The organism is Proteus sp. G2674 (assembly GCF_009915195.1).
Classification (GTDB): Bacteria; Pseudomonadota; Gammaproteobacteria; order Enterobacterales; family Enterobacteriaceae; genus Proteus; species Proteus mirabilis.
On the sequence record NZ_JAABLS010000031.1, the window covers coordinates 1 to 20726 of the forward strand.

Below are 20726 nucleotides of genomic sequence, written 5' to 3' on the forward strand. Positions count from 1 at the left end.
TTTGCGGTAAGAGAGGGAGACTTCGATAAGTTGCGTGAAGTCGGCTTTAGCCGGATCTTGGCAATGAGGCATTTGGCAATCGATGTTCACGATAGTCGCGTCAGTCAGTGTCGTGGTAAAGAAGTGCTCTTGTTTACCTTCTACCGAGGTGCGATACCATTTTAGCTCAACTTTTGGCAACATTTCGCCGGAAGCCAATGCGTTATATAGCAGGGGAACTGCTTTATTTAATGCCACGGTAAAACGAAATGGTTTATGCGCACGTTGGCCGGAAGGTTGTCCTGATTGCGGATCGGTCGGTACTGTCACCACATGAGAAAATGCTTGTACCAACATTTGGTCTTCATGACCTTGTACATAAATGTTGCCGACAGAATCTGCAGTAAACGCGCCTGCAGTGATGTTGCCCTGAGTTTTTCCTTCAATGGAAATATAGCAAGGAGTTGGCATAACAATATCCTTTTATCAAAAACGACAAATTAAATTAAATGATTGTCTTAAAAACAATCCGTTAGTCATGTCTGTCATCTTAGCCAGTGCGCACGGTAAGACTTCGGTAAAGGATAATAAAATCTTATCAATATGCTGTAAACAGCCCGTTTTTTTGTATCTCTCTAGGATAAGTCACTTAGCGTAAACTGGTTGAAATATCGCTATATCATGCTGTAAAAACAGTCATAAAAAGTGTTTATTAGCATAAAATATGATGAATAAATAGACAAATTGCTCGCAGCCCAAGAAACACTATGTACATAAAAATATATTTTGTAACAGAAATGTTAAATTAAAGATAGCAAATATAATCCATTGATTTTAAAGTATTAAAAATCAATTACATTGAATTATACTGTCCTTTTTCCATGAGCAGTCCAAATTGGTCAATATATTTAGCTGTTAAGCTCAATTTAATTAAAATATCATGCTAATTAAGCCACTATTTTTATTTAACACACTCGATATGCGTATATTTCAGTCTTATTTTTACGTACCAATACTCATTTTATGGAGGCTAATTATAAAACTATACAATGAACAAGTAGAAAATAAGGATAGGGAGACACAAAAGTTTTAGTTTAACTATCTTGGTCTTTACTTATTGATGATAAAGATATGCTGTTATTCCAGTATAAATTAAGAAGCGATGCTCATTACAGTAGCAATATTGAGAGAAGATTTTTCATATCATATTAGGGTAAAGATCTATTTGAGCCATATTAGTATTTATCCTTGATTGGAATAGGTCATTCTCTTATTTGATAACAATAAAGATATCTCTATAGTTATTTAGCTATTTATGGTTAGTCTTTTTTGGCTTATAGCACCATCTTCTTACTCACTATAAGAGATACATCGTACTAAAAAATTAAAAATCCATTTATTAAAGCAGAATATTTTTCAGATCATACCCTTAAGTTAAACCAAATATAGCTGTATTATGTTTGCAATTCTGTTGCCATAAAAAACTAATTCACACATAAATAGTTTCATTGCGTTTTTATTTTTTATCATATACTCGTTATATATATGTTATTTTTAATATATCAATATGTAGCGTCACAAAGGGCTTGAAAACCTATTATTCCCTCTGATTTTCTAACACGTTATGTTCCTATGAATAAATTGATATCCCAAAAAAACCTCTTTATTACTCCTAAATCAAGATTAACGCCTTAACTCAAAACACTATAACGCATTGAAAATAAAACAAAATATAAAATCATCGCCAATATCCTAAAAGGCTTGTTTAATATGTATCCATCATCGTGCTACAAATATAATGAGTAAAAGCTAACTTATCCTAAAATTGAAATAACCTTTCAAGCAAAATAGATAAAATAAGTAATTATGCTAGAAAAAGATGAAATTATATTACTAATTTTAAAATATGAACTTAGCTCACAGAATTTTATAAATCAATATATTCTATATTTATTAAATTGAGTTTAATTAATATTGCAATTAGCTGTAGCATTTAGATACTCATTATTAGAGTAACCACCGAATAAGTTAGCTTTCATAATTATAGTCAAACTTATTTCTTATCCCGATAAGGTGCCCTATCGATACTGCTCTCAGCTTATTTAATATAAAAATAAGAGCTCATATAATAAATTACCTATTGACCCTAAGTTAATTTTGTATATCATGACCAAAACTAAAAAATAAATTTTGTACAATATTAAACATATTTAAACACCTTACTGGGAAAAGAATTCTTAACGCAGAGCCTGTTTTGTTCTGTGTAGGGAAGTGCATGCTCTAAATTTATTATTAATTTTTAATTTAGGCATTTTATTTATGGAATTAAGAAGTTATTGCATACTCATACAAGGAGCTTAACTTAAATGAGTAAGAAAAATCTCGGTAGTGTTGCCCCTAAAGAAAGGATTAATATTAAATATACGCCAAATACTGGCGGAGCTCAGGCTGAAGTCGAACTTCCATTGAATATGTTGATTGTTGGGGATATGAAAGGTAAAACGGAAGAGACCCCCATTGAAGATCGCAAAGCGATTTCAGTCAATCAAAACAACTTCAATTCTGTTATGGAAAGTGCTGGCATTAATTTAAATATTAATGTTCGCAATACCTTAGAAGAAAGCAGTGATTCAGAGCTTAATGTTAATCTTGATGTGAAATCTTTACAGGATTTCTCTCCTGATAGTATCGCTCGCCAAGTGCCCGAATTAAATAAACTTCTCGAATTACGTGAAGCTTTAGTTGCATTAAAAGGTCCTCTAGGCAATGTCCCAGCTTTTAGAAAGCGTCTTCAAGAACTACTTGAAAATCAAGAAACTCGCGAACAGCTTCTAAAAGAGCTCGATATTGCTGCTAATCAAAAATAATGTTTATAGAGGATTATTTCATGTCACTAAATGCAGAAGCTCAAGAGCAACAAGCCCCCGCATCTACAGGCTCTTTACTTGATGAAATTATGGCTCAATCACGTATGTCTCCAGAAACAGAAGCATACGATATTGCCAAACAAGGTGTTGCTGCTTTTATTAGTAATATTTTCGCCAGTGAATCTGAAGACCAACAGATCAATCGATTATTAATCGATAAAATGCTTGTTGAACTTGATAATAAGCTAAGTACCCAAGTTGACGAAATTCTTCACGCGCCTAAATTTCAAGAAATTGAAGCTTCATGGCGTTCTTTAAAATTACTCGTTGATCGCACTGATTTTAGAGAAAATATTAAGATCAATATTCTTCATGCAACTAAAGAAGAGTTATTAGAAGATTTTGAATTTTCTCCAGAAATTGTTCAATCAGGCTTCTATCAACACGTCTACTCTTCAGGATATGGCCAATTTGGTGGTGAACCTGTTGCAACAGTTATTGGTAACTACGCCTTTAACAATACTGCGCCAGATATGAAGTTAATGCAGTATGTTAGTACTGTTGGTGCAATGGCTCACGCGCCATTCCTATCATCTGTTTCACCTAATTTCTTTGGTATTAATAGCTACGCTGAACTGCCGGCAATTAAAGATCTAAAATCTGTTTTTGAAGGCCCTGCACACACTAAATGGCGCTCACTGCGTGAAGCAGAAGATTCCCGTTATTTAGGGTTAACAGCACCGCGTTTCTTATTACGTTTGCCATACTCTCCAACAGAAAACCCTGTAAAAATGTTTAACTATTCAGAAAATGTTAAACAAGACCATGAGCACTATTTATGGGGTAATACCGCATTCTTATTAGCAAGCTGTATTAATGATAGTTTTGCAAAATATCGTTGGTGTCCAAACATTATTGGCCCACAAAGCGGCGGTACAGTTAATGATCTTCCTGTGCATATTTTTGAAGCGATGGGTGAATTACAAACTAAGATCCCAACTGAAGTTTTAGTTACCGATCGTAGAGAATTTGAACTAGCAGAAGAAGGCTTTATCACGCTGACCATGCGTAAAGGCAGTGATAATGCTGCATTCTTCTCAGCAAACTCGGTTCAAAAACCAAAAGTCTTCCCAAATACTCCTGAAGGCAAATTGGCAGAGACTAACTATAAGTTAGGAACTCAATTGCCATACATGTTTATTATCAATCGCTTAGCTCATTATATAAAAGTATTGCAACGTGAACAGATTGGCTCATGGAAAGAGCGTCAAGATCTGGAGCGTGAACTCAATATTTGGCTTAAGCAATATGTCGCAGATCAAGAAAACCCACCAGCAGATGTTCGTAGTAAACGTCCATTGCGTTCAGCTGAAATCAAAGTACTTGATGTTGATGGCGATCCAGGTTGGTACCAAGTCGCTATTCAAGTTCGCCCACATTTTAAATATATGGGTGCAAACTTTGAATTATCACTTGTTGGTCGTCTTGATAAAGAGTAACGGTGATGGCATCCAATTATGGCTGGCAGGCTAATGCTGGCGCCAGCTTATTTGAACGGATCCGAGGGAAAAACTTAGGTTTTTCCCATCGTTCGCGAACAAATACACTCATTGAATCAATAAAACAGAATTTAAATTACATCTTAAATGCTAGACCTGATGGTTGCCAAGGAACGCCACCCTTAGGGATCCCTGATTTAAATGATGCGACTCAATCTACGGTTGATTTTAAATCTCACCTAGAAGATAGCATTAGTAGTTGCATTATTGCGTATGAACCACGGATCAGCAAAGTTGTAGTGAAATTTATTGAAGAAGATGCAGATAGTTTATCTTTACAATTTAATATTAATGCTTTTATTGATTTAGAAAATAAGCAGCAACTTATTGAATTTAATGTGTATTTAGATAATAACCGTAGATATCAGCTTAAATAGCATTAATATGTCATCAAAATCCTACTTTACCAATGAATCAGAATACTTAAATGAGCTGACTGAGCAAGTTGCCAAAGAAAAACCGCAACTTGTTAATTTGCTTTCGCACAATGTTAAAGATCCTGATACTTCGCGGATTATGGATGGGCTATCTTATTTATCGGGTAATTTACGCCAGCAAATAGATAGACAATTTCCTGAGTTAACTAACAGTTTAGCCAATATGCTTTGGCCAAACTACGCGCGCCCTGTGCCAAGCATGACGATTGTTGAATATCATCCTAATTATGCTCAGTGCCAACACGCAACAAAAATTTCAGCAGGACAACCTTTTAGTGCCACTCCACTTTATGTGCAAAGTGAGGAAACAAACCACGAGACGTTATTTCAATGTCGATTTAGTCAAAGTCGCGACCTCTGGTTAATGCCGACAAAAATCAGTAACATTTTGCAGCAAACAACCGCCATTGAAATAACATTTGAGTTAGCAACAAAACAGCCACTTGCCAATATTGGCTTAGATAAATTGTGTTTTTACTTAAATGGTGCGCCATTTACTACAAATCAGCTCTATTTTTTATTAAGCCAGCATGTGCAGAGTGCCTCTTTAGTCACAGATGTACATACGCTACCTCTTACTCACTTTTCAGTTACGCCTGTTGGTTTTCAAAAGCAGGATGCCTTACTTCCATACCCGAAAAATAGCTATGATGGCTATCGTATACTGCAAGAGTTTTTCTGTTTTCCTGAAGCCTTTCTCTTTCTAGATATTCATGGTTTGGATGACATTCCTTTGGCTATCGAAGCAGAGCAATTCAAACTGGTGATCAATTTTGATCTAGAAATTCCTGATGGCGTTATTCTTTACGACGACAGTATTAAACTTAATTGCACCCCTATTGTGAATTTATTTCCTATTGATAGTGAAGCAATAAATTTGACGGGGAAAAGTGAGGAGTATGTTTTAAGTCCTAATTACCAACTTACTGAATGTTTTGATATTTTTTCGATTAATGAGGTTAGAGGGTTACGTTATCCTAATGATGCTAAACCTTATCCGATCACCTATACAGCATTTGAAAGTTTTTATCATCAAAACCATCAGACTCAAAATCATGGCTATTACCGTTTAAAGATAAGTCAAAATGAACAGTTATACGGCTATTCCCATCGACTTTCTTTTGTTCGTCAGCAAGAGCCTCAGTTACAACAGTGTGAAGAAACCGTTTCTGTTGCACTCAACTGTACTAACCGCTATATCGCTTCCCAGTTATCGACGCGTTCTATCGATTTAGATAGTGCATCAATTCCTTATGGGGCTTTATCTGCTAAGAATTTATTCGCACCAACACTGCCTTTATATCCATTATTAGATAAAACATTATATTGGTCTGAATTAACTAATTTATCTTTAAATTATCAGTCTTTGCTCAATCTTGATTCATTAAAAAAAATATTACAACTCTATGATTTACCGTCTGTTTATAACACACAGGTTGCAAGGCAATCACAAAAACGCCTAGATGCATTAGTTGATTTACATTCAGAGCATATTGAGCATATCTACAAAGGCCTTCCTGTTCGCGGTCTGAAGACAACGTTAGTTGTTCATCAAAATGCGTTTCTTTCCGAAGGAAGTTTATTCCTATTTTGTACCGTTATCGCTCAATTTTTCACCTTATATACCAGCATTAATATGTTTCATGAGTTGGAAGTTATTAACCTTGATAATAAGGAAGTTTATCGATGGCCAGCACAAATCAACCAGCACATACTGAAGTAATCGATCGTTGGCTGGAACAAGCTGGCTCATCGGTAACAGAGTATAATTTTTATCAACTCGTTGAATTGTTAAATAAAATAATTCATCAAGATGTCAACTCGATGGAGGATGACAGCGGTATTCTTCGCTTTAAATCTTATTCAAATATTGCATTTCCGACGCGAGATGTCATTTCCATTGAAAAAAATAATGTCGAACAATATGAATTAGAAGTCGCTTTTTTGGGCTTACAAGGAAGTCAGTCCCCCCTACCAGGCTATTATCTGGATGAGTTTGCTTGGGAAGATGCACAACAGATAGAAGGTATCTCCGCTTTTCTCGATATCTTCAATCATCGTCTGATAGCGTTACTTTATCGGATCTGGCGCAAATATCGTTACTACATTTGCTTTGAAAATGAAGGTCAGGATTCATTTTCACAATATATGTTTTCTCTCGTTGGATTAGGTAATGGAGCTAATCGCGGTCGGATCAAAATCAACCATAGCAAAATGCTTGCTTATGCTGGTCTTTTGGCGAGTCCAAGTCGCTCTTCTGATGTGATTAGTAGTCTTATATCTCACTGTTTCGACTTAGAAAATGTAAAAGTAATTGGTTGGGAGACACGCCGTGTTCCTATTCCTGAATCACAACAAAACAAGTTAGGTACGATTTCTCATCAATCCGGACAAAAATCTCGCCCACGAATGTTATTAGGGGAAAATTTTAGTCTGGGCTCACACATATATGACTGCAATGGAAAATGCACCATCGAAATCAGTGAATTAAGTTTAGAACGCTATATGCGTTTTTTACCTAACGGCAGTGATTTCGCACCATTAGTTGCCTTTGTTTCTTACATTTTTCATGAGCAATTAGCTTGGGATTTACGTCTTAGCATTGCTGAAAAGCAAGCCGAAGGGTTCCGTTTGGGTCACCAACAACACAACCAATTAGGCTGGCAAAGCTTTTTAGGTCAACCCGCAAAGAAACCGGATGTCACCATTACGGTATTGGAATAAAGAGATGGATAAATATCAGCCAACAATTTCTTTTAGCATCAAAAATAGTGAACAGCTAGAAAGTGGTTATCTGCCAAATGCGACTTTAACTCAAAGTGGCGGACAGATTGGTAGTGGCAATCAATGTGACTGGAAAATCCAAGATAATGAAGGTGCTATTGCCGATCGGCAATGCACGGTGTTTTGGAAAGATCAACACTTTTGCTTAAAAGTAAATTCAGGTCCTGTTTACATTAATAATGCGATTATTCCATTGCATCTTGATGCCGTTAGGCTGACCCAAGGTGATCAGATAAAAGTGGGTAAATTAGTTATTGCCACCAATATTAGTCTTACCGGAGAGCCGGTACAAAATATGATGGCGATGACGCCTCAGTCTATTATCGCAAAAGATCATAATCCGCTAGATTCATTATTTGATGTTGATACAACAGTCAAAAATGAGCGGAAAGAGCCTCCGTTTGTACCAACCGTTCAGGGTGCATTAACAACAGACCCACTACAGGCTTTAGAAAACGAAAATCTAAGCTTAATTTCTAAAAACACACAAGCTACTTCAGACGATCCTTTATTGAGTGACCCCCACTCGTATTCATCTGCCTTTCCGACATCAGATAATCAAGAGAATACTATGGTCCAAGAATTTATTGATTTACCTAAAATCACACCTAATGAAAACGAACATATGACCGATGTCGATCATGTGGCGGTTAACCCTCTGATGAAGGGATTAGGTATCCACCTTAATTTAACAAATACACAGCATGCTAATGATTTTCTTGTTGAACTGGGTAAAACCGTCAAAGCGGCTATTGAAGGTTTACTGATTTTGCAACAACAACAAGAAAGCTTACAAGATAAGCAATTACGCCCAATTGAAGATAATCCTCTACGTCTTAATAGTGGCTATGAAGAGACAATGAAGTTGATGTTTACCGATGAACGTAGCCCTGTACATCTTTCAGCACCAGCGGCAGTAACAGAAAGCTTGCACAACATCCAATTGCATTATCAAGCGAATCAAGAAGCTATTTCAACCGCACTATCAACCATGTTGGCAGCATTCTCTCCTGAACATTTATTAAACCGCTTTTCTCAGTATCGACGAGCTTCAGATAACACACCAATGAATGATGGCTGGGCTTGGGAAATGTACAACAACTATTACAAAGAACTCTCTTCATCTCGGCAACAGGGTTTTGAAAAATTATTCTATGAAGTATACAGCCACGCTTATGACAGAGCGCTGAGAAAAGGAATAGAGGAAGCTTAATATGCAGCTTAGAACTTTCTCAATATTACTGTTATTTAGCTCTTTTTTAATATTGAGTGGATGTAGTAAACCTTTTGAAGCCGCGGGTAAAATGGGGAAAATCTTATTAGATCCCTCAACTCCTGTTGGGCAACCGAAAGATCAGCCCTCTACCGTTGCATTAACCATCCTTGCGGAGCCCTATATTAATCCTAATCAGGAAGGTGAAGCTGCGCCGATAAATATCCAAGTTGTTTATCTTAACGAAGATTCAGTATTTGGCTCTGTTGATCATGATCAGATAGATGCAAAAGAGGGTGACTTAGAGAAAGTTCTAAAGAAAAATTATATTGACCATCAAGACTACACCATTTTACCTGGCCAATATAAACCCTTCCCTACTATGACGTTAGACCCATCTAACCGTTACATTGGCATTATTGCCTATTACTCAGATCCTGATAAAGCAGAATGGAAGAAAATAGTCAAAGCGCGTGGTAAAGGACGCCACTACTTCCTATTAGTGCACATTAGGGAAAATGAAATCGAATTTAGACAAGAAGAGGATGATTAATATGTCAACTAAAAATAGAGTGATCTGGCGTGAAGGGCTATTTATCAAACCTCAACATTTTCAACAACAACAACGTCATCAAGATTATATGACGGTGAGTATTTTAAATAACTTTTTTTCACACTTTTGGGGATTTAGTACCTTAAAATTGAGTGACGATTTATATGCTTTAGGTCGTATTGGTATTAAAGAAGCTTCTGGTGTTATGCCAGACGGCACCATTTTCTCTATACCAAACCAAGATTTACTACCACAGCCTATTGATATAACGAATATTACTGATAGTGACAGCAGTATTATTTATCTGGCTTTTCCTTTAATGAACGAGAATGTCAGTGAAATTTCCACTGAACATAACGGTAGTCGTTTACTTTCTCGCTACAGCGAAAGCACCGAAAATATTCGTGATTTACATACTGAAAATGGTGATATCAGTGCTATTCATGTTGCACAGCTCACACCAATACTCAAACAAGGTAAACATGGTTTAGATGCCTATGTTGCTTTACCTATCTGTCGTATTAGAGAGCGTAATGCTAATGGTAATTTAACGCTGGATAATGATTATATTCCTAGCCTATTAAATATCCGTGCCTCAACATTATTGAGCCAATTTCTCACCGAGCTTGAAGGAACGCTATATGAAAGAGGAAAACAAATTGCCTCTCGCATTGGTGCCCCGGGTCAGCAAGGTGTTGCGGATGTGGCAGAATTTATGATGTTACAAGTGCTTAATCGCACTTATCCACTCTATTCGCATTATGCTCAAGAGCCGGTGATCCATCCTGAAAAACTATTTCGAGATTTATTAGAGCTTTGTGGTGAACTACAGACATTCACGAATACTTCACGTTTACCTGAAAATATTGCAAAATATCAACATGCTAAATTAACAGAAAGTTATATTCCATTAATAGCCAGTATCCGCGAAGCACTCAGTGTTGTCTTAACACCAAGAGCGATCCCAATCCCGCTACAAGTTCAAGAGCATGGTATTCGTGTAGCAACCATTCATGACAAACAACTGCTACAACGAGCTGAATTTATTATTGCGGTGAAATCACAAATGCCGCAAGAGCAACTACGTCGCCAATTCCCACAACAAACTAAGGTGACAACAATCAATAACATTCGCAGCTTGGTTAGTGTGCAAATACCGGGTGTTCCTTTATCACCACTTTCGGCTGCACCAAGACAATTACCTTATCACTCGGGATATAACTATTTCCATTTTGATCAACAAGGCAATGAATGGAAAGGGATCCAGCAGGATGGCAACATCGCATTCCACGTTTCAGGAAACTTCCCCGATCTCGATATTCAGTTATGGGCAATAAGAGATGGAGCACTCTATGACTGATGATATTTTACTGAATCATGATGATGAAGAGCGCATTACAAAGAAAAATTACCAACTGCCGCTAAGAGGAAACAACATCAATCCAATGATAGATGCGGCTACACCTTTATTAGGCATGGTATTGCGCATGAAAGCGATGTCTGAAACCCCACTTTCAGAAAAGCTTTACCAACAAGTTGTCATGGATATTACCTCTATTGAGCAACAATTACAGATCCAAGGTTACGAGCCAGGTGCCATTGTTTCATTTCGTTATGTGCTATGTACTTTTATTGATGAAACCGCCCTTGGATTAGGCTGGGATCAAGATAATGGTTGGGTAAAACAATCATTACTGGTTCATTTTCATAATGAATCATGGGGTGGTGAAAAAGTCTTTGTCTTAATTGAAAGATTATTAGGTGAACCTAAACGTTACCTCGATCTGATTGAATTTATCTACCTTTGTTTATGCCTAGGATACCGCGGGCGCTACAAAGTCTCTGCGGGACAAAATGATGAATTTAATCATTTATTAAGACGCTTACAAAAACAGATCCAACAGCTAAGAGGTAACGCTAAGCCAATAGTTCTATTTGAAAAAGGTGATAACCAACAAAGCCGTTATCGTTTAGGTAAGCGTTTAGGGGCTCGCTATATTCTCATAGGTACAGCGGTATTCGCGTTGATTATTTATAGCATTTATTCATCCAGACTGAATTATCAAACACTCAGTATTGTGGAACAACTTAATACTTTACTTGGCTAGGACGCATTATGATCCAAATTGATCTCTCTACTCTCGTTAATCGATTACACCCAATAGCTAAGCATGCCTTAGAAAGTGCAGCCGCTTACTGTGTAAGCCACCAGCAACCTGAAATTACGATTGCTCAGTTTCTACAAAAACTGATAGAAACGCCATTAACTGACATTCGTATGATCAGTCAAAAAAGCGCATTAGATATTAATGCGTTATCAGAGTTATTAGATATCGACATTCCGCCACATCAAGTTATTACACAAAGTTATCCTAGTTTTTCACCCTTATTAGTTGAATGGATGAAAGATAGCTGGCTATTAGCGTCAACTGAACTAAATCACAGTGAACTTCGCTCTGGTGCATTGTTTTTAACTTTACTACAAATGCCTTTGCGTTATCTTGCGAAACCTGTTGCCGATATGCTTGCGCAGATTAACCGCGACCAATTAAAACTCAATTTTGATCAATGGACTGAAGGCTCTGCTGAATCGCCTTTTGACGAAAAAACAGTATCAGAAAAAGGTAACCTTGCTGCTGATTCATTGTTAGCGAAATTTACTCATAACATGACTGAACAAGCGCGAAATGGTGAGTTAGATCCGGTCTTATGTCGCGATAATGAAATCGACTTAATGATTGATATTCTGTGCCGTCGCCGTAAAAACAATCCTGTGGTAGTCGGAGAGCCCGGTGTGGGTAAAAGTGCGTTAATTGAAGGACTAGCACTACGTATTATTGCCGGAGAGATTCCTGATAAATTAAGAGGTTGTGAACTTCTTACTCTTGATTTAGGCGCATTACAAGCAGGTGCTGCAGTCAAAGGCGAATTTGAAAAACGCTTTAAAGGCATTATGCAAGAAGTCACTCAATCTCCTCACCCTATCATTCTATTTATTGATGAAGCACACACCCTCATTGGTGCAGGTAACCAGCAAGGTGGCTTAGATGTTTCTAATTTATTAAAACCGGCTTTGGCGCGTGGAGAACTACGAACTATCGCAGCAACGACTTGGAGCGAATACAAAAAATATTTTGAAAAAGATGCCGCATTAGCGCGCCGTTTCCAATTAGTGCAAGTTAAAGAGCCATCATCTGCAGAAGCCATTATCATTATGCGCGGCTTACGTAGTATCTATGAAAAATCCCACCATGTCTTTATTGATGATGAAGCACTACGAGCCAGTGCTGAATTAAGTGAACGTTATATCTCTGGACGTCAATTACCAGACAAAGCCATTGATGTATTAGATACAGCCTGTGCAAGAGCCGCGATTAATCTATCTTCGCCACCAAAGGCATTATCCTCTTTGAAAACAGAACTCCACCAAATCAATATGGAAATGGATGTATTACAAAGAGAACACTATTTAGGTTTAGATGATCATTCTGAGCGTCTTGAAACGTTAGCCTCACAAGCAAGTGCTATTGAACAACAAGCAACTGATTTACAGCAAGCATGGGAGCAACAAAAAGAGCTTGTATCTCAAATTATTACCTTACGAGCAACATTACTTAATAATGCTACCGAAGCGACTAATGACGATGTCGCAAATGATGTTGCAAATAATGAAGTGGTAAGTGATATAAGAACTTATAGTGAAGCAGAAGATGCTGAAGATAATGCTGAAGATAATGATGAAAAAATAGCAACACAGCCCCCCTGCTCATCTGAAGAATTAAAGCAACAGCTACAACAATTAGATAAACAACTTGCTCAGTTACACGACACGCATTTACTGGTTTCGCCTCACGTCGATAAAAAACAAATTGCGGCGGTAATTGCTGAATGGACCGGAGTACCATTAAATCGATTATCACAAGATGCATTATCAATTGTCACTGAGTTGCCTACCTACTTGGAAGAGAGTATCAAAGGCCAATCATTAGCCATTCAATGTTTACACAAACATTTACTTACAGCGCGGGCTGATTTACGTCGACCGGGTCGACCGCTGGGGGCGTTCTTATTAGCAGGTCCTAGTGGCGTGGGTAAAACAGAAACGGTTATCCAAATTGCCCAATTAATGTTCGGTGGCACACAATATCTCACGACTATTAATATGTCTGAGTTTCAAGAAAAACATACTGTTTCTCGCCTTATTGGTTCACCTCCCGGTTATGTGGGATATGGTGAAGGAGGGATCTTAACAGAAGCTATTCGTAAAAGACCTTACTCAGTTGTTTTACTCGACGAAGTAGAGAAAGCGCATCCTGATGTGCTAAATCTATTTTATCAAGCTTTTGATAAAGGAGAGATAGCCGATGGAGAAGGACGAGTCATTGATTGTAAAAATATCGCATTTTTCCTCACCTCTAATTTAGGTGACCATGTCATTACTGCTTACGCGGATAAACCGGACGAACTAGAAGATGCACTCTACCCTGAATTAACAACTTTCTTTAAACCGGCATTACTTGCTCGAATGGAAGTGATCCCTTATTTACCGTTGCCTGCCGAGGTTTTACGACAAATTGTTGATGGCAAATTAGCTCGTCTTATTAACCTGTTAAAACAGCGTTTCAACGCAGAAATCAATGTAGAAGAGAGTGTTGCTACGGAAATTTTACGCAGAGCTTCTCGTGCTGAAAATGGTGCGCGTATTTTGGAATCTATTATTGATGGTGCGTTATTGCCGCCTCTTTCTTTATTACTTCTACAATATAGTGCACGTAATGAAGCTATCTCTCATATCCGCTTAGCGACTGAAAATGATGAGTTTATTGCGGAGGTTAATTAAGCAATGAAAGCGAGACTAAAAAATGCGCTTGCACTACTAGAATGTCATGATGTAGAGACGCTAGCTGTTCAATTTCTAAAATATAGCTTTTTTCGTAGCTCACTGAGTGGGTTAATTATTTCGTTAATGAATAAAGCTGAAAATAAATTGGAAAGTTGGAATATCGACTTAACGCTTCAAGTGCAAAGCCATTTTTTAGATACCGATATTACCGATGCAGATCACCCTTTAATTCAACTGCTATTTAAGGGTGAACCTGTATTTTGGCAAAACTTACAACAAGGTAGTTATATTAATAATGCTGCTATGCGCGGTTTTATTTCACAGCTTCCGGTGAACACTGGATTGTATAGTTTGCCTATCTATGATGTTAACCATAAAGCATGCGGCACGATTATTCTTTTAGGGCAAGCTGAAGAGCTAGAAAATATCGAGCAAGGTATTTTCCCTATTTATTGTGAACTATTTAATCATCAATTAAAGCATCTTTTTGAATTATCAAATATGCAACAAAAAATCTCTTACTTGCAATATATCAATCAATTACAAAGGGAAAAAGAAACCACGCTTAATGAAACGTTAGATAAATTAACCGCATCTGTAGCGACTATTGCACTTCCTACCATACAAATCAAAGGAGTTAATGATTTAGAAGTTGCTATAGAAAATTATGAAAAAGAAATTTTATTAGATAAACAGCAAGAATTGAAAGGAGATATTAACGCCATGGCAGAACAGCTTAGTATTTCTAAACGAGCGTTAATATATAAATTGAAGAAATACGGAGTATAAAATGAACGTATTGAAAATCTTTTTCTGCACATTACTCCCTTTACTCTTCACTTCACCGGGAAAGGCCGAAAATAATCTTAATCAGAAAATGATTGAGGAATTAACTCAATGCCGTTTGGAATCATCTCAGCTAATTCGTTTAGATTGTTATGACAAAATTGCGCTTTCTTCAACATCTTCCTCCAATGCACTGCCTGATGTTACTCAAATGGGTAAAACATGGCGCCAAGCAACAGAGCATGAAATGAAACGGACGGGAAACAGTGCAGGTTTTCTCGTCTCAGTACCAGAAACCGGTGATTATCCCGTATTAATGACCATTCCAGCGATTGGCTTTCAACCGCCTCGCCCCATCTTAATGCTGAGCTGTATTGATAACATTACTCGGATGCAAATTATCCTGCCAACAAAACAAGATGCTGGCAGTGTGATGGTTTCAACGGATAAAACACAATTTACTGCAGAATGGTTTTTACGTGAAAACGGTTATGTATTGGAATCAAGCCGCGGTATACCGGGCATAGATGAAATTCAACGCTTGTTAAATGCTGAAAGATTGACATTGAAATTATCTAATAACGAAAAACTCACCTTCAATATTTCAGGTATTTCACAACAAATAATCCCTTTAAGAGCGGCTTGCCACTGGTAGAAATCATGATGAACAATACTTCTTATGCATGGAAACAACAGCTACTGACAGCGCTTGATGAACAGCAAGTCAGTAGTGCTGTCAATGATAATGATGCCGACTGGGAATATATTGACAGTGAAATGATAAAGTTCGGCTCACTTAGTCATGGTCAATTAGATATTAAAGAGATCCAGCGTCGCTGTTTACACCTATTTGAAACGCAGACTAAAGATTTTCGGATCTTAGTCCATTTATTACGTACTTTACAGCATGCTGGAGAGCCAAAAGAATTAGTATTGGCAGCACAGATCCTAACTGATTTTAATCGTCAATATTGGCAAAGTTGCTACCCAACCAATATGAAATTGAAATCACGTTTAGCCAATCAAGTTTTGAAACGTTTTGAAACAGCGAGTGAGAGTTTTTGTCATGCAGCCAACAGTACGATGCGTGATGATATTCTAGGCTCGTTCGCCTTTCTAGCGCAATTTTGGCATGAACAAAGCCCGGCACTTGCAGAACAAATTGATGATTTAAGCAGAGATTATAATCGTATTGAAAATAACGATGCGCCGATTATTGTTGCTTCACCTGTCGAGAAAGAAGAAAAAGTACAGACTCCGCCGGTTAGCGAGTCTATAGAAACACCGACAAAAAATAGCTTAACACCAACTATTAACGTTAACCATCAAGATGAAAGACAATGGAAACAAACATTACTTCAAGTAGCTGATGTTATCTGCCAACAAGCCCCTGAAAGTTCAGTAGGATATCGTATACGGCGTTATGCAATTTGGCACGCTATTACGGTCTTACCTCAAGCTAATGCTCAAGGTAAAACGCCTTTAGCCCCCGTATCAATTGACCGTGTAATGGATTACAAAGCTCAACTGACTCAAGCGTCCATTACGCTATTAAACAATATTGAACAGAGTCTCTCACTCTCTCCTTACTGGTTAGAAGGCCATATTTTAGCTGCACAAGTAGCAGCTAAATTAGGTTATGGGGAAGTAGAAAGTGGCATTATTGAAGAGTTACGTATTTTTTTAGCACGTCTTCCTGAACTTGTTAACTTGCACTTTTCGGATATGACACCCTTCTTTCCTGAAAGTGTACAACAGTGGTTAGAGCAATATAACCAAACTGAAAACGGTCAATTGCCACCATCGAATACGAATACTGCAATCCTAGAGCAAGAGGTCTTGCAATGTTATGAGCAACAAGGTCTTGAAGCAGCCCTGAAGCTTATTGAATTAAACCTTGCTAGCAGATCAGAGCCTAGAGATAGATTTTATGGACAATTATTGTCTGCACAACTATTTGAATTGTCAGGTATGGATTATATGGCTACACAGTTATACCAACAACTTAATACCTCTGCCTCACATTATTCACTTGCAGATTGGGAACCCAACTTAATACGACAACTCATGCAAAAAATAGACAAAAAGACAGAAATAACAATGACTATGGATAGGGATCAATAATAATGAAATTACCGGTTTTCTCCATTTCAAACATTACGAGTTCGGTAAAAAAACTCTTTTTTGCTGATAAATCTAAAATTGCCTCCTTTTTGCTATTTTTATTGGCATTACTTCCCGCTTTGCTCATTATTTGGATCTGGTGGTGGGGGCCAACATTTCGTTATCAAGATTCCATACCGTTTAGCGAGGTCACCACACGTTGGTTAGCAACCGTCGTTATTGTATTGCTTGTTGTGAGTTGGATTGGTCTAGCAACATGGCGTCGAGTTAAAAAATTGGAAGCATTAAAACTTGATGTCGAATTGGCTGTAGTTGATCCGGTAAGACAAGATCTTGATTTTCAAAAACGTTATTTAAACTATTGGAAATCACAATTTATTCGTCACTTAAATGGTCATACTAAAGCGGTTTATTTACGCCCTTGGTATTTTGTTTTAGGAGCTAACCAAAGTGGAAAGCATAGCTTATTAAAAAATACGGTAAACCCATTAGATATTGCGCCTAGCGACAATATTGTTAACGAACAAAATATTGCATTAAATATTCAATGTCTATTAACCGACAATGCTGTACTTTTTGTCCCTAATGGTGATCTATTAACCCAGCCGGCAAATCAGGCTGATAAGCCTCAACTTTATCACCGTTTGTGGGGCGATTTACTCAATTGGATCAAAACTAATCGCCCAAGACAACCAATGAATGGCATCGTCTTAACTGTCGATACCCTATCGTTATTAACCAATAGTAAGGAGCAAAATAGTCAGCTACTTGCTGATTTACAAATGCGTATTGAAGAAATACGCATGACATTTAATAGTCGCTTGCCTTTATATATCGTCTTAACCAAGCTAGATCTATTACGTGGTTTTGACTCAATGTATCAATCATTAGATGTTCAACAACGTAATGAAGTATTAGGTGTTTCTTTCAACCAGAAAGCAAAAAGTAATTGGAAAAAGGAATTAAATCATTTTTGGTCACAATGGGTAGGCCAAATGAACAGCGCATTACCAGAAATGATGCTACAAAGAGCAGAAGGTAACCAGCGTAGTGATCTATTTAGTTTCGTGCGCCAAATTGAAGGGTTACAACATTCTGTATGCACATTAATTGATGCATTGCTCATCAATAATGAGCAACATAATATCTGTTTAAGAGGGGTTTATTTAACTTCTGCATTGCAAATCGGTCAAATCGATGATGTGTTTAGCCAAACAGCGTCCGAACAATATCATTTACCGACAGCACCTCTTACTACATGGCCAATTAATGATAGCCACCCTTATTTTACTACCCAATTATTTAGTCAAGTGCTATTTAGTGAGCCTAATATTGCAGCAGAAAACCATTATTGGGTTAAAAAACATCGGACTCGCCTATTAGTCACCACTGCTGTTAGCTTTGTCGGCTTAATCGCAATTTGGAATGGTTGGAGCCACTATTACGACAAAAACTATCGTGCTGGAGAAAACGTTCTTAATGAGGTAAAAGCATTCCGTGCTATTGAGAACAATACTCAGAAAGATACTGATGGTAGCCTACAATTACCGGTGCTCAATCCATTACGTGAAGCAACCTTAGCTTATGGTAATCATCGTGATAAAAATGTGCTCTTTTCTGATATGGGTCTTTACCAAGGTCAAAAAGTTGGCCCACAAGTTGAACAAGTCTATTTACAACTACTCACCGATCGCTTTTTACCTGCGGTTATGTCTGGGTTGTTAAATGAACTTAACAGTGCCGACAAAGGAAGTGAAGATAAGTTAGAGATATTGCGTATTATGCGCATGTTAGAAGATAAAAGTGGCCGTAATAATGGCATGGTAGAAGATTTTATGGCCGATTATTGGAGCCAACTGTTCACTGGTCAACGTGAAAAACAACTGCAACTAAAAGCCCATTTGCGCTATGCCCTTGAGCACACAGATTGGAAACAAGAGCGTGAAAAAGGATTTATTTCAGCCACTAAAGCCTTTATGCCTTTTGCTGGACCTATAAAAAATGCACAAGCAGAGTTAAGTGTATTGTCACTTTATCAGCGTGTATATCAAGCCTTACGCTTAAAGGCTAATCAAGAGCTTTCAGCGCCTTTAAATTTACAACATCAAATTGGCCCAAGTTTTAATACGGTCTTTACGGCTATTGATGATGATAAATTAGAAATTCCACAATTCTTAACGCGCTCAGGGTTATTAAACTATTTTATCCGCCAAAATGATAAATTGGTCGAGCTAACATTACTTGATGCTTGGGTTCTTAATCTAACCACCAACACACAATATAGTGAAAGTGATCGTAAAGAAATTCAGCGTCAAATCAGTGAACAATATCTTAGTGACTATACGGCTCAATGGCGTAATGCCATGAGCAATTTAGAAATTCGTCAATTTGATTCAATACAAGATGAAATTACCGCTCTTGAGCAAATTATTAGTGGTGAACAACCATTACGCCGAGCATTACAAGTTCTACGTGATAACACGGTTATTCCAACTATTGATGAAAATTTACCACTTGATGAACAAAAAACACTGATGGCTGAGCCATCTTACCGTTTATTAACCCGCTTAGATCGCGATTTTACTCCTCAAACTGAGATATTAGTCAGTAACCAAGGGGAAAATTTACAGAATCTGAATCAAAAACTAAATGACTTACATCGTTACCTATTGGGGATCCAAAACTCTCCAGTGCCGGGGAAAGCGGCGCTTAAAGCAGTTTCGATGCGCTTAAACGATAATAATCGCGACGCTATTTTTGAGCTATCACAAATGGCGAAAACATTACCAGAGCCGCTTAACCGCTGGGTCGATGAGTTATCAGTGCAAGCATGGAATGTGGTCCAAAAAGAAGCTATTCGTTATATGGAAGTAGAATGGAATGAAAATGTTGTCAAACAATACAATACTTATATTGCCGGTCGCTATCCATTTAACCCAGCAGCTAAACAAGATGTTCCTTTAAGTGAATTTGAACGTTTCTTCAAACCAAATGGAACATTAGATAGCTTCTATCAACAAAATCTGCGTTTATTCGTTGAGAATAACTTAGTCAACGATAGTGATAGCCAATCATTGATCCGCGCTGATGTATTAGCACAAATTGAAATAGCCAATCGTATTAGAGAAACCTTCTTTAATGCCCAAGGTAATTTAGAAGCACAATATGCTATTGAGCCACTGTCATTAAGTGGTAATAAGCGTCGTAGCATCTTAAATCTTGATGGACAATTGATTGATTACGCTCATAGTCGCAGCCATGTGACACACTTGGTATGGCCAAACTCAATGCGTTCCAATATTGAAAGTAAACTGACTTTAGTGCCTCTTTCCGGTGATAAATCACCACGTTCAATCAGTTTCTCTGGGCCATGGGCACAAATGCGATTAGTTGATAATGCAAAACTCATCAATATCAAATCTAACTCATTCGATATTCGCTTCACAATCGACGGTGGTGATATGACTTATCGAGTTATAGTTGATGAATCTAATAATCCTTTCTTCGGTGGATTATTCACAAAATTCCGTTTACCTGAAACGCTTTATTAATGTGATTTCCCCCACTTTATAGTGGGGGAA

At 37.5% G+C, this 20726-nt stretch carries 15 protein-coding genes; 14 read left to right on the forward strand and 1 reads right to left on the reverse strand.

Annotated features, from left to right (window positions below):
- Positions 1-450, reverse strand: a 450-nt coding sequence (locus GWI58_RS13325; protein WP_049255377.1) for an Hcp family type VI secretion system effector, incomplete at its 3' end; no start/stop codon positions are given.
- A gap of 1895 nt (positions 451-2345) precedes the next feature.
- Here GWI58_RS13325 and tssB point away from each other — a divergent pair.
- From tssB to tssM, 14 genes are read left to right on the forward strand one after another with little or no spacing between them, the layout of a single operon-like run.
- Positions 2346-2846 carry a type VI secretion system contractile sheath small subunit gene (tssB, locus tag GWI58_RS13330; RefSeq protein ID WP_004247653.1) on the forward strand — a complete coding sequence of 167 codons (501 nt, stop codon included), beginning with the start codon at positions 2346-2348 and terminating at the stop codon, positions 2844-2846.
- 20 nt (positions 2847-2866) lie between these two features.
- Complete coding sequence (gene tssC / locus GWI58_RS13335; RefSeq protein ID WP_004247652.1) at positions 2867-4345, forward strand: type VI secretion system contractile sheath large subunit; 1479 nt, start codon at positions 2867-2869, stop codon at positions 4343-4345.
- A 5-nt stretch (positions 4346-4350) separates the two neighbouring features.
- Positions 4351-4782 (forward strand): type VI secretion system baseplate subunit TssE, encoded by a 432-nt coding sequence (gene tssE, locus GWI58_RS13340; RefSeq protein ID WP_060557104.1) that lies wholly within the window; start codon positions 4351-4353, stop codon positions 4780-4782.
- A gap of 7 nt (positions 4783-4789) precedes the next feature.
- A complete protein-coding gene (gene tssF, locus GWI58_RS13345; RefSeq protein WP_017628432.1) occupies positions 4790-6565 on the forward strand; it encodes a type VI secretion system baseplate subunit TssF in 1776 nt (591 codons plus the stop codon).
- Entirely contained in the window at positions 6529-7566 is a 1038-nt protein-coding gene (gene tssG / locus GWI58_RS13350; protein WP_004244621.1) for a type VI secretion system baseplate subunit TssG, read from the forward strand. The genes tssF and tssG overlap by 37 nt, the downstream gene beginning before the upstream one ends.
- Positions 7567-7570: 4 nt before the next feature.
- Positions 7571-8839, forward strand: coding sequence for a type VI secretion system-associated FHA domain protein TagH (tagH, locus tag GWI58_RS13355; protein ID WP_004247648.1), 1269 nt, complete (start codon positions 7571-7573; stop codon positions 8837-8839).
- Between the two features lies 1 nt (position 8840).
- Complete coding sequence (tssJ, locus tag GWI58_RS13360) at positions 8841-9392, forward strand: type VI secretion system lipoprotein TssJ (protein WP_004244619.1); 552 nt, start codon at positions 8841-8843, stop codon at positions 9390-9392.
- Position 9393: 1 nt separating this feature from the next.
- Entirely contained in the window at positions 9394-10752 is a 1359-nt protein-coding gene (gene tssK, locus GWI58_RS13365; protein WP_004247647.1) for a type VI secretion system baseplate subunit TssK, read from the forward strand.
- A complete protein-coding gene (icmH, locus tag GWI58_RS13370) occupies positions 10745-11500 on the forward strand; it encodes a type IVB secretion system protein IcmH/DotU (RefSeq protein WP_004244617.1) in 756 nt (251 codons plus the stop codon). The genes tssK and icmH overlap by 8 nt, the downstream gene beginning before the upstream one ends.
- Before the next feature lie 8 nt (positions 11501-11508).
- Positions 11509-14232 (forward strand): type VI secretion system ATPase TssH, encoded by a 2724-nt coding sequence (gene tssH, locus GWI58_RS13375; RefSeq protein ID WP_094959732.1) that lies wholly within the window; start codon positions 11509-11511, stop codon positions 14230-14232.
- A gap of 3 nt (positions 14233-14235) precedes the next feature.
- Positions 14236-15024, forward strand: coding sequence for a helix-turn-helix domain-containing protein (locus GWI58_RS13380; RefSeq protein ID WP_004244614.1), 789 nt, complete (start codon positions 14236-14238; stop codon positions 15022-15024).
- A 1-nt stretch (position 15025) separates the two neighbouring features.
- A complete protein-coding gene (gene vasI / locus GWI58_RS13385; RefSeq protein WP_094959733.1) occupies positions 15026-15676 on the forward strand; it encodes a type VI secretion system-associated protein VasI in 651 nt (216 codons plus the stop codon).
- A gap of 5 nt (positions 15677-15681) precedes the next feature.
- A complete protein-coding gene (tssA, locus tag GWI58_RS13390; protein WP_094959734.1) occupies positions 15682-17145 on the forward strand; it encodes a type VI secretion system protein TssA in 1464 nt (487 codons plus the stop codon).
- Between the two features lie 2 nt (positions 17146-17147).
- On the forward strand, positions 17148-20696 hold the full coding sequence (gene tssM, locus GWI58_RS13395; protein WP_094959735.1) for a type VI secretion system membrane subunit TssM: 3549 nt from the start codon (positions 17148-17150) through the stop codon (positions 20694-20696).
- Positions 20697-20726: the final 30 nt, after the last annotated feature.

Coding starts and splice junctions, on each gene's coding strand:
- tssJ (WP_004244619.1), top strand. CDS start 8,841: ATGCAGCTTAGAACTTTCTCAATATTACTGTTATTTAGCTCTTTTTTA.
- tssF (WP_017628432.1), top strand. CDS start 4,790: ATGTCATCAAAATCCTACTTTACCAATGAATCAGAATACTTAAATGAG.
- tssK (WP_004247647.1), top strand. CDS start 9,394: ATGTCAACTAAAAATAGAGTGATCTGGCGTGAAGGGCTATTTATCAAA.
- tssH (WP_094959732.1), top strand. CDS start 11,509: ATGATCCAAATTGATCTCTCTACTCTCGTTAATCGATTACACCCAATA.
- tssG (WP_004244621.1), top strand. CDS start 6,529: ATGGCCAGCACAAATCAACCAGCACATACTGAAGTAATCGATCGTTGG.
- tssM (WP_094959735.1), top strand. CDS start 17,148: ATGAAATTACCGGTTTTCTCCATTTCAAACATTACGAGTTCGGTAAAA.
- tssB (WP_004247653.1), top strand. CDS start 2,346: ATGAGTAAGAAAAATCTCGGTAGTGTTGCCCCTAAAGAAAGGATTAAT.
- tssE (WP_060557104.1), top strand. CDS start 4,351: ATGGCATCCAATTATGGCTGGCAGGCTAATGCTGGCGCCAGCTTATTT.
- tssC (WP_004247652.1), top strand. CDS start 2,867: ATGTCACTAAATGCAGAAGCTCAAGAGCAACAAGCCCCCGCATCTACA.
- GWI58_RS13380 (WP_004244614.1), top strand. CDS start 14,236: ATGAAAGCGAGACTAAAAAATGCGCTTGCACTACTAGAATGTCATGAT.
- tagH (WP_004247648.1), top strand. CDS start 7,571: ATGGATAAATATCAGCCAACAATTTCTTTTAGCATCAAAAATAGTGAA.
- icmH (WP_004244617.1), top strand. CDS start 10,745: ATGACTGATGATATTTTACTGAATCATGATGATGAAGAGCGCATTACA.
- vasI (WP_094959733.1), top strand. CDS start 15,026: ATGAACGTATTGAAAATCTTTTTCTGCACATTACTCCCTTTACTCTTC.
- tssA (WP_094959734.1), top strand. CDS start 15,682: ATGATGAACAATACTTCTTATGCATGGAAACAACAGCTACTGACAGCG.